Genomic DNA, 12,749 nt, shown 5'->3' on the forward strand with positions numbered 1-12,749 from the left:
ATGTTCTGACCACTACAAGCGAAGTACTATGACTGTGGAGGTTGCGGGATGCGAAAGCTCGTCTACTACATCGGCCTCTCCATCGACGGCCGCATCGCGGGACCCGCCGGCGAGTTCGACTTCTACCCGCTGGAGGACGATCTGCTGGAGTTCATCACCACGCGGCTCCCGGACTCTCTGCCCACGCACGTCCGTTCCCAGTTCGGCCTGGACGCGCCGGTCGAACGGTTCGGCACCGTTCTGATGGGCCGGGGCACCTACCAGCCCGGTCTCGACATCGGAGTGACCAGCCCGTACGCGCACCTGCGCCAGTACGTCGTGTCGAGCACGCTGCCCGCGAGCGACGACCCGGCGGTGACCATCGTGTCCGGTGATCCCCTGGAGCTGGTACGGCGGCTGAAGAAGGAGGAGGGCGGCGACATCTGGCTCTGCGGCGGCGGAAAGCTGGCCGGCGAGCTGCTCCCCGAGATCGACGAAATGATCATCAAGTACTACCCGGTGGTCGCCGGCGCGGGCATCCCGGTCTTCGCGGGGGACTTCCAGCCACACCTGTTCGACCTGGTCGACACCCGCACCTTCGCGAACGGCACCCTGCTCCTGACCTACACCAAGAAGTAGGGGGCGGTGGTCCACGGGCTGGGGGTTCGCGGGGCGGGGTAGGTGAGGCGGAGCGTCGTGCTGGGAACAAACCGGCATGAGGCCCGCGAATAGGACGCCGGAGGTTGCGGACCGACGGCGAAGGGGGCCTGCGATACGGAGGAACCCCGTTTCCAGCCGGGCGACCCGTCACCGCGGACCGGGCCTCGCCCGTCACTGGAGGGACGATCTGGACGGGGCGGCCGGGGAGAGCCCCCCGATCTCTCGCGCACGGAGCGCCCGCCGGCCGGCGATGGTGCCGGAGGCGGGCGGCCCGAGACATCGATCAACCTGATAGGCGACGCCGATGTGGATGTTCCGGCCCCTCGGGGTATACCGGCCGCAAAGCGACACGTTTCTGCTGGCCAGAGAGCTGTGTTGCGATGGGATTCGAGGTTCCCGGGTGCTCGACCTGTGCACCGGGACCGGTCTGCTGGCGATCATCGCCGCCTACGCCGGCGCCGAGTCCGTGACGGCGGTGGATCTCGAGGGGCGCGCGGTGCTCACGGCGTGGATGAACACGCGCCTGCGGCGGGTGCCGGTGCGAGTGCTCCGCGGCGACCTGTTCGAGCCCATCGCGGACGAGGTGTTCGACGTCATCGTGGCCAACCCGCCGTACGTGCCCAGCGCGGACGCGCCACGCCGCGTGCGCGGCCGGGCCTGGGACGCGGGCCGGCAGGGCCGGGCGATGATCGACCGGATCTGCGCGCACGCACCGGGGGCGCTGGCCGTCGGAGGGACCCTGCTGATGGTCCAGTCCGTGCTGTGCGGGGTGGAGACGACGCTGAACTCGCTGCGCCGGGCCGGGCTCAAGGCGTCGGTCGTGGCGCGGCGGAGGCAGCCGTTCGGGCCGGTGATGCGGTCGCGGGCGGCGTTCCTGGAGGCACAGGGGCTGATCCATCCGGGTCAGCGACATGAGGAGCTGGTGGTGGTCCGTGCCGATCGGAACTGAGCGCCCGGACGGCCCGGCGGGGCGGGAACCGCGGCGCGTGGTCGTCGTGCCGGGTGGGCCGGTGCTCGTGGAGGGACCGGTGGAGCTGGTCACCGACGACGGCGGGATCGTGCGCTGTGATCGCTTCATGGTCGCCGTGTGCGCGTGCCGGCGCAGCCGCCGGTACCCGCTGTGCGACACCAGCCATCGCCGCAAGCGTAAGGACTAGGGGAGCGGGCGGCGCAGGGAGGTGCGGCCCGCCCGCCAGCTTCCCAGCAGGTGGGCGGCGAGGCGATCCTCCAGGAACGTGGTGGCCTGGATCCCGAGCACGACGTCGGCCGCCAGCTCCGGCTCCCGCGCGAGCAGGTCGCCGATGACGTCCCGGCGCATCACCTGCTCGTGCACGGCGTCGGCCTCGATGTGCTCGGTGAAGAACCGCGTGCACTCCGCCCCCGCCCCCAGCCGGGTCAGGGCCCGCGCGAGCCGGTCCGCGCCGGGCGGGGTGGTGATCTCCGCGGCGGCGAAGTGCCCGACGAGGGCGCCGCGCAGCGCCCGATGCAGGCCGAACAGCGACATGAGGTTCACGGTGGCCAGCGTCTGGGCGGGCACGTGGTCGAGGTAGTGGCCGTACCGGGAGTCCAGCCCGGCGCCGTCCAGGAGGTCCGCGAACAGTTTCGCGTGCATCCGCTCGCCACGCCCGCCGCCGAACTCGTCGAACTCGACGGCGACCAGCGCCGCCTTGCTCTCGCCCTGCAGGCGCGGGATCACCCACGCGTGCGGGTCGGCCTCCTTCAGGTGGTAGATCGAGCGATGTGCCAGGTACTCGCGCATCTCCCACCACTGTCCCGTGTCGAGCAGGTGGTGCGAGACGCCGTAGGCGCCGGGGTCCTCGACGAGGAGCTCTCCCAGCGCGGCCGCCGTGTCGGTGCCGCCGGGCGACTCCGCGCGCAGCGCCGGCAGGAAGCGGTCCTCCAACCGTCCGCGCAGCCGCAGCAGCTCCGGATCCCACTCCCGGCACGGGTCCACCCCGTCGAACCCGCGATAGTGCAGCTCGTAGCAGACGTACAGGGCCAGCTGCAGGTCCTCGCCGAGAGGCTCCGCGTCGCGGACCTCCCGCGGCGCCTCCTCGGGCGGCGAGCCACGGGCGAGCGCCGTGATCACGGCCTCCGACAAGGGGCCCCGAGCCTCGGGCAGCGTGGGATTCGCGATCATGACGACTCCGTCAGGTCTTCGTCCTCCCGGTGGCGGCCGGACCGGCTGGAAAGGCCGGCAGGGGCCTCGGCGGCGGCGATCGTCTGCTCGGCGAGCAGGTCCACCACGGCCTCCGAACCGTGCGCGGCGGCGGCGCGCTGACGGGAGGCGCCGCCGCCGTGACGCGACAGCCAGGCCAGGACGGCGTGGACGCGGGCCAGATCCCCCGACGCCTCCAGCGCCGGCCGGACCCGGTCGAGCATCTCCCGTAGCAACCGTGCCGCCGGTACCGCGCGCTCCTCGATCGGATGCACCCCGGGGCCGTCCAGGCCGTACCGCGCCGCCGTCCACGTCGCGGCCGCGCAGAGCTGGTCACCGACGGCGGGCGCCTCGCGGCCCCGCGCGAGGTCGGTCAGGGCCGTACGGACCAGGGCGCGGACGAGGGCCGCCTGCAGGATCGCCTCGTCCACGGTGGCCGCGGCGTCCCCCGCCCGTACCTCGACGGTCGGCAGCCGGGGCGACGGCCGGGCGAGCCAGAAGGACATGCGCTCGTCGATGAGCGCACCGGCCTCGACCAGCAGGGCGACCTGGCGGTCGTAGGCCGCGGCGGAGGGGAACGACGGCGGCACCCCGGATCCGGGGAAGCGCGCCTGCTCCAGCATCCGCCAGCTCGCGTACCCCGAGTCCCGGCCGTGATCGAACGGCGAGTTCGCCGCCAACGCGACCAGTGTCGGCAGCCAGGGCCGCAGGTGGTTCACCACCGCGACCGCCGTCTCCCGGTCGGCGACGCCGGTGTGGACGTGACAGCCGCACGTCTGGTAGTCGGTCACCACGCCGGCGTACCGGTCGGCGATCTCCGCGAACCGTTCCCCCGGAGTGACCGGGATGGAGGACCCGGGCAGCACCGCGGTTCCCGAGGAGATCAGGCGCGCGTCCTCGCCGCTCGCGGCGGCGGCGAGCCGGCGCCGGCCGTCGCACAGGTGATCGCGCAGGGCGTCCAGCGTGGTGCAGATCCCGGTCGCGGCCTCGACCTGCGCGGTGAGCAGCTCCTCGTACAGCCCACCGCCGGGAGTGGGCGCGACCCGGGGCTTCGGGACCCGCGCGAGCACGGCCGCCGCCCGCGGCACGGTCCGCCGCGTCTCCGCGTCCACGAGGAGGAACTCCTCCTCCACGCCCACGGTCACCCCGTCGTCGAGGCCGTGAACCGGCCCGTCCCCCATGCCGAAGCCATTCCCGGCGGGGCGTCGCCCTAACGGCTCGGGCTCAGTCCGTGGCAGCGGCCAGGGCGGCGCGGAGGTCGTCCGCCGCCGCGCGGTCGCCGCGCACGCGGACCGCGTCGTCGCCCCGGCGTCCCCACAGCCACAGGTAGACGGGGACCGGGTCGCCGATCACCACGGCGTCCGCGTCGTCCGGGAGCTCGGAGATCACCTCGGCAGAGGCAGGGCCGATCGTCACCCGCCACACCCGCGATCCGGCGGCGACCCCGACGGTACGGACGGCGGCGGGCCGCCCCCGGTCACGGCGGCCGAACCGCCGGACGAGGTAGAGCGACAGGACCTCGTCGGCGCCGTCGGCGGCGAACTCCGCGTCGACCGGGCCGATCGGGCCGTACGCCGCCTCGACGTCGACCCGGTGCACGGTCGTCTCGTGGGCCATCCGCCGCCACCAGAACCCGATGGTGCGGTCGTCGGGGGACCACGTGTCGCAGGGCTCGTCCACGGGCCGGCGGCTCAGCTCGTCGTGCAGCTCGGCGGCGCAGGCGCGGAACCAGCGGATCACGTCGCCGTCGGGCGGCGTCCGGTCCCAGTCGTCGGGCCGGCTCTGCGCGTGCACCCAGTCGATCACCGCGAGGTACACGCTGCCGAGGTGTCGGACGAGGTCGCCGACGTTCATGCCGGGGCAGGTCGGAACGGGCGCGCCGAGGTCGCGGTCGGCGGCGAACGCGGCGATGTGCGCGCTCTCGGCCCGCAGCCGGGCGAGGAAGTCGGAGGGCTCCATCGGATTAAGCCTGGCCGGTCGGGCCGACTCCGTCAAAGTCCGTGACAACCGATCGGCCCGGAGGCGGGGTTGTCAGGGGTGTACGGAAACGAAGGGATCTTCCATGACCGACCGCAGACGCCGCCGGACCACCATGACCCTCGCGGGGGCCGGCGCGGCCGTCGCCGTGCTCGCCGGTGTGTGGGCGGGCGGTGCCGCCTTCGCCGGAGGTTCCGGGCAGGGGGTGAGGAACGCCGCCGACTCCTCGCGGGTGCCGCCGACCGCGGCGCCGGTGCCCAGGCCGACCGCCTCGGCGACGCCCTCCACCCGGCCGACCGCGCCCGGCGAACCCCGGCCCGTTCCGACGGCGCCGCATCCGCGGCCGACGTGCGTGAGCAGCGCGCGGCCGGCCCCGCGCCCGGCGGAACCGTCCACGGCCCGGCCGGTGCCCCGGCCGACGGCGACGGTGAGCACCCACCCGAGGCCCCGTCCGACGGCCACCGCGAAGCCGCGCCCGACGGGCACCCCGAGGCCCCGCCCGGCGGGCGACCCGATCACCCGGAGGGCGCACCGGCCGGCGGCGACGCCCGTGCCGCTGCCCCCCTCCTGCGCCCGAGGGCAGTGAGGCAGGCGGGACACTGTCCATCCTGAGCCGAGAGGAGGCCCGCGGAGTGAGTGGGGACGAGCTCACGTTCGACGAGTTCGTCATCGCCTCCGCGGGTCGCCTGCTGCGCACCGCCGTGTTCCTCGTCTACGACCGCCACCTCGCCGAGGACCTCCTCCAGATCACCTACGAGCGGGTCGCCCGGCGATGGACCCGGATCCTGCGCGGCGGGCACCAGCCGGAGGCGTACGCGCGCAAGGTCCTCGTCAACCTGGCCATCGACCACCACAAGCGCCGCAAGAGACGACCCGACCTGCCGGTCGGCGGAACGTCCGACGTGGAGCGCCTCACCGGGGCGCGCGAGGCGTACGACGCGGCGGGAACCCCGCTCGACGACGTTCTCGCGACCCTGCCGGTCAAACAGCGGGCGGTCGTGGTCCTGCGCTTCTGGTGCGATCTCAGCGAGCATGAGATCGCCGAGGCGCTCGGCATCTCCCGGGGGACCGTGAAGAGCCACACGTCGCGGGCGATGGCGGCGCTGCGGCGGCAGCTGGCCGAGGAAGGAGCGGCTCATGAGCGATGACCTCGACGCCCTGCTCCGCGACCACTACCGGCGCGCGGCCGAGGGAGTCCAGCCGGACCGCGAGCTGATCGACCGGCTCCGGAACACCGCGCGGCCGGCGCGAGCCGTCGCCGGGTGGCCGCGGGCGCTCCTCGCGGCGGCGGCGGTCGCGGCGATCGCCCTGCTCGCCTGGGGGCTGCTCCGGCCGGATCACGCCGCCGAGCCGAGCCGGCGCAGCGTGCCGATCGCGCCCCTCCCCGCGACGACCGAGCCGCCGTCGCACCACCTGCCGACACCGACGCCGACGCGGACGAAGGCGCATCCGGTATCGAGGCCCCCGAAGCGGGGACCGCGGCCCCCGTCGGCCCCGCCGACGCCGAGGCCCACGCTCACCCGGAACTGGACGCCGCGACCGGCGCCGACGGGGACGCCGTCGTCGATTCCGCGGCCGTCGAGGCGGTGATCATGCCACCATCATTCAAGTGATCACTGTCCTCGTGGTGACCGCCGTGGCCGTCGTCGTGGCCGTGGTGGGCGTCGCCGCGGGACCGAGAAGGGGGCGACAGATGTCGGGACAGGTGCCGCCGATCGCGCTGGCCGGTGAGCTGCAGGACCGGGTCCGGGCCCTGCTGGCCGACGACCGGCTCGTCCAGGCGGTCAAGGAGGTCCGGCAGGCGACGGGGCTCGGTCTCGTCCAGGCCAAGCAGCTCGTCGACGCGGTCCAGGACGGCCGCCTGCCCGAGCCGGGCCCGTACCGTTCCTCCCAGGGGTCCGAGAGCCTCGCCGACCGGGCCCGGCGGATGCGTGACGGCGGGGACGTCCCCGGGGCCGTCGCGCTCGTTCAGGCGGAGACGGGGATGACCCGGGAGGACGCGGAGCGGTTCGTCGCGGCTCTCGGCTAGAGCCCGTCTCCCACCGGGGACGCGTCCTAACGGCAGGGGACGTGCAGCCGGACCGTCGTTCCGGCCGGGCCGGTGCGCAACTGGACGAGAGCGCACAGCATGCGCACGCCCCACAGCCCGAAACCCGACAGTGACCCGGGATCGGGCGGGACGAAACCGGGGACGGGGTCGGGCTGCCAGTGGCCCGCGTCGGTCACCTGGACGATCAGGTCGTCGTCCTCCCGCCACATCTGGCAGCCGATCGGCGGGCGGCCGTGCCGGATGGCGTTGGTGGCCACCTCCGTCGTCGCGACCAGCAGATCGTTCACCCGGGGGCGGGACATGCCGTGATGGCGGGCGTGCCCGGCGAGGAAGGAGCGCAACGCGCTCAGGTCGTCGTCGTCGACCGGCAGGCGCACCGCACCGGGCGGCGGGGGCGGCAGGGGATCGCGGTCGATGCCGGCGCGGACGGTCGCCGGGTCGAGGTAGGCGTCGTTGCAGCGCGGACATGCGCCCTCGACGATCTCGGGGTGGGTGCGCAGCGCCCCGTCGAGCAGGCCGGGGTGGGTGGTGCGCCGGTCGTACAGGCACAGCACCGAGGCGCTGATCTCCGCGAACGCCTCGTTGATGATCGACTCGTACCGCGTCCACTCGGAGATCTGCGCGGGCGTCCCGGTCTCCCATCCCGGCTCCGCGACCACCCTGATCCGGGCGGTGGCGTTCTCGGCGATGAAGGAGCTGTAGTTGGCGATGGTGCGCGTCGGCTGGACGTACCAGGACGCCGAGTCGGCGAACTCGACGGCGTCGGAGTCGGTGCCCAGGGCCTGACGCAGACAGGACAGGTTCGGGGCCGTGCCGATGGTGAGGACGGCCTCACCCGCGCCGAGCCCCTCCTGGAGGAAGGGCACGACCGTGTCCAGGATGTCCTTCTCGTTGTCGTACATCAGGACCTGGTGGATGAGTCGCGTCATCGGGCCTCACCGTCGCCGATCTCCAGCCAGGGCAGCAGCCGGCTGCTGACCAGCTCGACGACGTCCGCCAGTTCATTGGATGGGTTGTCGAGGACCACCCGCGCGTCGAGGTGCATCGCCGCGCCGGCCATCATGCTGAGCGCGCCGAGGTCGATGAACCGCAGGCCGGCGAGGTCCAGGTGGACCTCGCCGCCCCGATCGACGACCTTCCGCAGCGACTCGGCGAACACGGCGTGCCGCGCGCCGTCCAGCTCGCCGCTGAGCCGGAGACCACGGGGGTGGAAGGTCGGGGTGATGCTCAGCACCCCGTCGTCGAAGTACGGATCGGCGCCAACGAGCACCTCATGCCTCTCCTTCAACGCGGTGAGCTCCTCGGGCGTACAGGACCGGGCGTCGACCTGGCAGATCGCCATCGCCATCGTGCTCGGAGAGATCGCCGCCTCCACCCGTGCCTCGCACTCCAGGACGCCGTCGCGTCCGCCTCCCCGCCGGAACGCCGACGTCATGTCGACGGTGACCCGGACGCCGCGGAACCGCTCCGTCTCCGCCCGGTCGAGGACCTCGCGCAGGGTCGTCGTCATGCGCGCCGGGTCGAACACCCCACGGGTCAGACAGGTCTCCTCCTGCGGCAGGATCGCCAGCTGCCCGCTGCGCAGGTACGTCTCGGGCTCCAGCCGGTAGCGCGCCCGCAGATCGGGCACCTCGCCGCGGCCGTCGTCGGTGATGTAGATGACCTTGTCGGCGCCGGCCAGCCCGTCGCGCAGGAAGGCGCCGATGACGTGGTCGTGCTCCTCCCGGCCGTGGTAGGAGAGCCAGGCGTGGTCTCCGGGAAGCAGCTCTCCGACGGACCTACGGGTGAACCAGGACTCCATGGGCCTCCTCCCGCATCGACGTCGGCAGGTGGCCTCTACCATACGGCGAACGACACAGCGTGACGACGGTTTCACGCCGACCGCTGTCGTTGAAACTTTCAGTGAAAGTCGCGGTCAGTGCGTCCCGGCTGGTCGGCCCGCGGTCGGGATCACCGTACGGCTTCGGGGAGCCGTACGGCCCAGGCGGCCAGGACCTCGTCGAGACGTACGATGTCGGCCTCCACCACGGCCAGCCCCGGCGTCGGGACGGTCGCGCCGAGCTCGACGAGCAGGGGCCGCAGGTGCACCTCGACCGCGAGCGCGTGCCGGGGCGAGCCCATCACCAGCAGCGGCAGCGCCGTCACGCCGGTCAGGGACGGCACCCGGTCGAGGAACGCCTTGAGCAGCCCGGTGTAGGTCCCCTTGTAGGTGGGGCTGGCCACGACGAGGAGGTCCGCGGAGGTGACCCGGGAGACCGCCTCGTCCAGGACCGGGTCCGGGTCCCGGCCGAGCAGCCGGTCGGCGAACCCGGTCAGGTCCACCGTCTCCGGCACGGCGTCCGGCGCCACCGCCCGCGCGGCCCGCTCGGCGACGGCGTGCGTGCGCGACGCCGGGCGCGGGTTGCCGACCAGCACCACGACCCTCCTGCCGTCCCGTACGGGAACCTCGTCCGGGCCCGCCGCCGACCGGCCCCCGCTCCCACCGTCGCTCCTCGTATCACTCACGCGGCCACCTCCCGCAGCCCGCGGCGGGTGAGCTCGGGCAGGACGCCCTCGCCGAACCAGTACGCCTCTTCCAGGTGCGGATAGCCGGAGAGGATGAACTCGTCGATGCCGAGCGCGGCGAACTCCTCGATCCGCTCGGCGACCTGCTCGTGACTGCCGACCAGTGCGGTGCCGGCCCCGCCCCGGACCAGGCCGACGCCCGCCCACAGGTTCGGGTGAATCTCCAGGTCGTGGCTGGACCCGCCCGAGCGGAAGGACTCGTGCAGCGCACGCATCCGCTGCTGACCGACCGACTCGCTGCGCGCCAGGCCCTCCTGCGCGGCGGCGATCTCGGCCGGGTCGAGGTCGTCGAGCAGCCGGTTCGCGGCCGCCCAGGCCTCCTTCGCCGAGTCACGGGTCACCACGTGCAGCCGGATGCCGAACCGGAGCGTACGGCCCTCCGCCGCGGCCAGCTCCCGGACCCACTCGATCTTCCTGCGCACCTGACCGGGCGGTTCACCCCACGTCAGGTAGACGTCCGCGTGCCGCGCCGCCACCGGTCCGGCGGCCGCGGAGGACCCGCCGAAGTAGAGGCGGGGCGCCGGGTCGGGAACCTCCCGCACGGTGGCGCCCTCGACGTCGTAGTAGTCGCCGGAGAAGTCGAACGGCGTCCCGCCCCACGCGCCTCGCAGGATGGTCAGGAACTCGTCGGTGCGCGCGTAGCGTTCGTCGTGGCCGAGGTGGTCGCCGAAGCGCGCCTGCTCGGTGGCCTCCCCGCCGGTGACGATGTTCAGCAGCAGCCGCCCGCGGGACAGCCGCTGGTAGGTCGCGGCCATCTGCGCGGCGAGCGTCGGCGACAGCACGCCCGGGCGGAAGGCGACCAGGAACTTCAGCCGTTCGGTCTCGCGGGTCAGCGCGGCCGTGGTCAGCCAGGCGTCCTCGCACTGCGTGCCGGTCGGCGTCAGCGCGCCCTCGAAGCCGAGCTGTTCGGCGGTGCGGGCGATCTGCGCCAGGTACTCGATGTCGGGCTCGCGCTGCACGCCGCGCAGGGCGGAGCCGTGGCCGCCGCCGACGAGCGTGCGGCCATCGCCGCTGGTGGGCAGGAACCAGTGGAAAACGGTCACGTTGCCATGGTCGGGGACTATCTCGATAAAGTCAACCGATAATGTAGGAAAACTCGCGCGAGGTCAGGCAGGTCGCTCCGCGCGTGTCGTGCGCTCGCGGAGCCGTACGACCGCCTCCTCGAGGAGGCCGAGGAACGCCGTCAGCGCGGGCGGGGCCGTCACGCCCGCGGGCGTCGCGGCGTACACCCGGCGCACCGGAGCGTCATCGGGATGCAGCGGCACCAGGACGATGTCCGGGCGGGCCGCGCCCGCGGCGAGCGACGGGATGAGCGTCACGCCCAGACCCGCCGCGACGAGGCCCTGCTTGGCGATCCACTCGCCGACGACATACGTGATCCGCGGCCGGAACCCCGGCTGCGGCGCCGCGCTCATCAGCGTCTCCTCGGGGCGGGAACGGCCCGCGATCCAGTCCTCGTCCGCCAGCTCGGCGAGCCGTACCTCCGCCCGCCGGGCCAGGCGATGGTCCGGGTGCACGGCCACGAACATCGGATCGTCGAGCAGGTGACGCAGGCGCAGGCCCTCGAACTCCCCGGCGTCGTCCGCCGCCACGATGGCCAGGTCCAGCTCCCCCGCGCCGAGCCGCGCCAGGAGCCGGCGGGTCAGGCCCTCGACCAGCGACACCGAGACCCTGGGGTGCGCGGCGCGGAACGCCGCCATCGCCTGCGGCACGAGCGCGACGTCGGCGGTGGCGAACGCCCCCACCCGCAGCCGGCCGGCCGCCAGGTCCCGCAGCGCGCGCAGATCGCCCCGGGCGGTCCGGAGACGGTCGGTGATCGCCGAGGCGTGCGGCAGCAGGCACCGGCCCTCCTCGGTGAGGCGGACCCCGCGGGGCAGGCGGTCGAACAGGGCCGCGCCGACCTGGCCCTCCAGCGTGGAGATCTGCCGGGAGACGGCCGACTGGGTGTAGCCGAGCGCCTCCGCCGCGCCGGTGAACGATCCCCGGCGGGCGACCTCCTGGAAGACCTCGAGCAGAGCGGTGTCCATCCACTCATGCTAGGTCCGCATGCTTATCATGCGAAACATTCGCTGGTGGAATGCATGCCCGGCTCCTAACGTCTTCCCCGTGATCGCCTTCCTCGGACTCGGGCGCATGGGAGCGCCCCTCGCCCGGCGGCTGCTGGCCGCCGGGCACGACCTGACCGTCTGGAACCGCACCGCCGAACGCGCCGCGCCGCTGGGCGCGGCCGGAGCCGCCGTCGCCGCGACGCCCGCCGAGGCCGTCCGCGCCGCCGACATCGTGATCACGATGCTGGCGGACGCCCCGGCCCTCGACGCGGTGGCCGCGCGGATCGCCCCGGCGATGCGGCCCGGCGCCTGCCTCATCGAGATGTCCACCGTCGGGCCCGCGCCGGTGCGGGCCCTGGCCGGGCGCGTGCCCGCCGTGGTCGACGCGCCGGTGATGGGCAGCGTCGACCGCGCCGCCGACGGCAGCCTGACCGTGCTCGCCGGCGGCGACGTCGACCGGGTCGCCGACGTCCTCGCCGTCTTCGGCACCGTCGTACGGTGCGGGGGCCTCGGAGCGGGCGCCGCGCGGAAGATCCTGCTGATCAACGCCGCGGTCGGCGCCGTGACGCTGGCCGCGGACCTGACCCGGCTCGGCGTCCGGCTGGGCGTCCCCGACCCGCTCGACCTCCTCGCCGACGGCCCTCTCGCCGGGGCCGTCGCCCGGCTCCGCGCCGAGGGGGCCGACTTCCCGCTGCGGCTCGCCGCCAAGGACGTCCGGCTGGCGCTGGACGTCGCGGCGTCCCCGCTGCTCGAGGCCGTACGGGACAGGCTGCTGCACGCCTCCGACCAGGAGGCCGACCTGAGAGAGGTACTCGCGTGACGACCTTCGACAACCCCGCCACCGTCCCGGCGCCGCCGGCGGGGCGGTACTCCCACGTGGCCCGGATCGAGCTCGGCGACCGGACGATGCTCGTCCTGTCCGGCCAGGTGGCGATCGACGCCGAGGGCAGGCTCGTCGGCGAGAACGACATGAGAGCCCAGTCCGCGTTCGTGCTGGACACGATCGAGAAGATCCTGGCGGCGCACGGCGCGACGCTCGGCGACGTGGTGAACATCCGGACGTTCCTCACCGACCTGGACCGGATCGGCGAGTACGCGGAGGTGCGGGGGCCGCGGTTCGGCGGCGCGCCTCCGACCAGCACGACCGTCGAGGTGTCCCGGCTGTTCGTTCCCGGGGCGCTGCTCGAGGTCGAGGTGACCGCGATCGTCTGACGCGCCGGGGCTCCGGGGCGTGGCCGTTCCGTGGGCCCGCCCCGGTGTCCGTCTTTGCCAAGGCTTTACTGTCTTCTCCTTGACTGTCGTAGTCAGGGGC

The 12,749-nt window shown here is 73.7% G+C and carries 17 protein-coding genes; 8 read left to right on the top strand and 9 right to left on the bottom strand.

Annotation, left to right across the window (positions count from 1 at the left end; all coding sequences use genetic code 11):
* Positions 1-48: 48 nt before the first annotated feature.
* The 3 genes from NE234_RS11715 (at position 49) to NE234_RS11725 (ending at position 1,796) form a co-directional block, all read left to right on the top strand.
* On the top strand, positions 49-618 hold the full coding sequence (locus NE234_RS11715) for a dihydrofolate reductase family protein (protein ID WP_252778967.1): 570 nt from the start codon (positions 49-51) through the stop codon (positions 616-618).
* 331 nt (positions 619-949) lie between these two features.
* Positions 950-1,588, top strand: coding sequence for a HemK2/MTQ2 family protein methyltransferase (locus NE234_RS11720; protein ID WP_308206883.1), 639 nt, complete (start codon positions 950-952; stop codon positions 1,586-1,588).
* Positions 1,572-1,796, top strand: coding sequence for a CDGSH iron-sulfur domain-containing protein (locus tag NE234_RS11725; protein WP_252778969.1), 225 nt, complete (start codon positions 1,572-1,574; stop codon positions 1,794-1,796). Before NE234_RS11720 ends, NE234_RS11725 begins: the two co-directional genes overlap by 17 nt.
* On the opposite strand, the gene NE234_RS11730 is transcribed toward NE234_RS11725, so the two are convergent.
* From NE234_RS11730 to NE234_RS11745, 4 genes are all read right to left on the bottom strand, one after another.
* On the bottom strand, positions 1,793-2,779 hold the full coding sequence (locus tag NE234_RS11730) for an iron-containing redox enzyme family protein (RefSeq protein ID WP_252778970.1): 987 nt from the start codon (positions 2,777-2,779) through the stop codon (positions 1,793-1,795). The two genes, NE234_RS11725 and NE234_RS11730, sit on opposite strands and share 4 nt — an antisense overlap.
* Positions 2,776-3,978, bottom strand: a complete 1,203-nt coding sequence (locus NE234_RS11735; protein ID WP_252778971.1) for a carboxylate-amine ligase — start codon at positions 3,976-3,978, stop codon at positions 2,776-2,778. Before NE234_RS11735 ends, NE234_RS11730 begins: the two co-directional genes overlap by 4 nt.
* A gap of 43 nt (positions 3,979-4,021) precedes the next feature.
* Positions 4,022-4,756 (bottom strand): maleylpyruvate isomerase family mycothiol-dependent enzyme, encoded by a 735-nt coding sequence (locus NE234_RS11740; RefSeq protein ID WP_252778972.1) that lies wholly within the window; start codon positions 4,754-4,756, stop codon positions 4,022-4,024.
* Between the two features lie 72 nt (positions 4,757-4,828).
* Positions 4,829-5,374, bottom strand: coding sequence for a hypothetical protein (locus NE234_RS11745; protein ID WP_252778973.1), 546 nt, complete (start codon positions 5,372-5,374; stop codon positions 4,829-4,831).
* A 32-nt stretch (positions 5,375-5,406) separates the two neighbouring features.
* On the opposite strand from NE234_RS11745, the gene NE234_RS11750 reads away from it, so the two are divergent.
* The 3 genes from NE234_RS11750 to NE234_RS11760 are packed head-to-tail and all read left to right on the top strand — an operon-like array spanning position 5,407 to position 6,803.
* Positions 5,407-5,922: a SigE family RNA polymerase sigma factor gene (locus NE234_RS11750; RefSeq protein ID WP_252778974.1), complete on the top strand. Its 516-nt coding sequence runs from the start codon at positions 5,407-5,409 to the stop codon at positions 5,920-5,922.
* On the top strand, positions 5,912-6,364 hold the full coding sequence (locus tag NE234_RS11755) for a hypothetical protein (protein WP_252778975.1): 453 nt from the start codon (positions 5,912-5,914) through the stop codon (positions 6,362-6,364). The genes NE234_RS11750 and NE234_RS11755 overlap by 11 nt, the downstream gene beginning before the upstream one ends.
* Positions 6,365-6,383: 19 nt before the next feature.
* Complete coding sequence (locus tag NE234_RS11760; RefSeq protein WP_252778976.1) at positions 6,384-6,803, top strand: ribosomal protein L7/L12; 420 nt, start codon at positions 6,384-6,386, stop codon at positions 6,801-6,803.
* A gap of 26 nt (positions 6,804-6,829) precedes the next feature.
* On the opposite strand, the gene NE234_RS11765 is transcribed toward NE234_RS11760, so the two are convergent.
* The 5 genes from NE234_RS11765 to NE234_RS11785 form a co-directional block, all read right to left on the bottom strand.
* On the bottom strand, positions 6,830-7,753 hold the full coding sequence (locus NE234_RS11765; RefSeq protein WP_252778977.1) for a sensor histidine kinase: 924 nt from the start codon (positions 7,751-7,753) through the stop codon (positions 6,830-6,832).
* Complete coding sequence (locus NE234_RS11770; RefSeq protein WP_252778978.1) at positions 7,750-8,625, bottom strand: MEDS domain-containing protein; 876 nt, start codon at positions 8,623-8,625, stop codon at positions 7,750-7,752. Before NE234_RS11770 ends, NE234_RS11765 begins: the two co-directional genes overlap by 4 nt.
* Before the next feature lie 149 nt (positions 8,626-8,774).
* Positions 8,775-9,242, bottom strand: coding sequence for an NAD(P)H-dependent oxidoreductase (locus NE234_RS11775; protein ID WP_252779302.1), 468 nt, complete (start codon positions 9,240-9,242; stop codon positions 8,775-8,777).
* Between the two features lie 83 nt (positions 9,243-9,325).
* Positions 9,326-10,432: an LLM class flavin-dependent oxidoreductase gene (locus NE234_RS11780; protein WP_252778979.1), complete on the bottom strand. Its 1,107-nt coding sequence runs from the start codon at positions 10,430-10,432 to the stop codon at positions 9,326-9,328.
* Positions 10,433-10,495: 63 nt separating this feature from the next.
* Positions 10,496-11,416: a LysR family transcriptional regulator gene (locus NE234_RS11785; protein ID WP_252778980.1), complete on the bottom strand. Its 921-nt coding sequence runs from the start codon at positions 11,414-11,416 to the stop codon at positions 10,496-10,498.
* A 79-nt stretch (positions 11,417-11,495) separates the two neighbouring features.
* Here NE234_RS11785 and NE234_RS11790 point away from each other — a divergent pair, with 79 nt between their 5' ends.
* The gene (locus tag NE234_RS11790) at positions 11,496-12,257 is read left to right on the top strand and encodes an NAD(P)-dependent oxidoreductase (protein ID WP_252778981.1); all 762 of its coding nucleotides are present in this window, start codon (positions 11,496-11,498) and stop codon (positions 12,255-12,257) included.
* Complete coding sequence (locus NE234_RS11795) at positions 12,254-12,649, top strand: RidA family protein (RefSeq protein WP_252778982.1); 396 nt, start codon at positions 12,254-12,256, stop codon at positions 12,647-12,649. The genes NE234_RS11790 and NE234_RS11795 overlap by 4 nt, the downstream gene beginning before the upstream one ends.
* Positions 12,650-12,749: the final 100 nt, after the last annotated feature.

Origin of the sequence: Actinoallomurus rhizosphaericola (assembly GCF_024055675.1) — a bacterium.
GTDB classification, from domain to species: Bacteria; Actinomycetota; Actinomycetes; order Streptosporangiales; family Streptosporangiaceae; genus Actinoallomurus; species Actinoallomurus soli.

Excerpts from the sequence above, each read along its gene's own strand:
- NE234_RS11715 (WP_252778967.1), top strand. The coding sequence starts at position 49 with ATGCGAAAGCTCGTCTACTACATCGGCCTCTCCATCGACGGCCGCATC.
- NE234_RS11720 (WP_308206883.1), top strand. The coding sequence starts at position 950 with ATGTTCCGGCCCCTCGGGGTATACCGGCCGCAAAGCGACACGTTTCTG.
- NE234_RS11730 (WP_252778970.1), bottom strand. The coding sequence starts at position 2,779 with ATGATCGCGAATCCCACGCTGCCCGAGGCTCGGGGCCCCTTGTCGGAG.
- NE234_RS11735 (WP_252778971.1), bottom strand. The coding sequence starts at position 3,978 with ATGGGGGACGGGCCGGTTCACGGCCTCGACGACGGGGTGACCGTGGGC.
- NE234_RS11740 (WP_252778972.1), bottom strand. The coding sequence starts at position 4,756 with ATGGAGCCCTCCGACTTCCTCGCCCGGCTGCGGGCCGAGAGCGCGCAC.
- NE234_RS11755 (WP_252778975.1), top strand. The coding sequence starts at position 5,912 with ATGAGCGATGACCTCGACGCCCTGCTCCGCGACCACTACCGGCGCGCG.
- NE234_RS11765 (WP_252778977.1), bottom strand. The coding sequence starts at position 7,753 with ATGACGCGACTCATCCACCAGGTCCTGATGTACGACAACGAGAAGGAC.
- NE234_RS11770 (WP_252778978.1), bottom strand. The coding sequence starts at position 8,625 with ATGGAGTCCTGGTTCACCCGTAGGTCCGTCGGAGAGCTGCTTCCCGGA.
- NE234_RS11785 (WP_252778980.1), bottom strand. The coding sequence starts at position 11,416 with ATGGACACCGCTCTGCTCGAGGTCTTCCAGGAGGTCGCCCGCCGGGGA.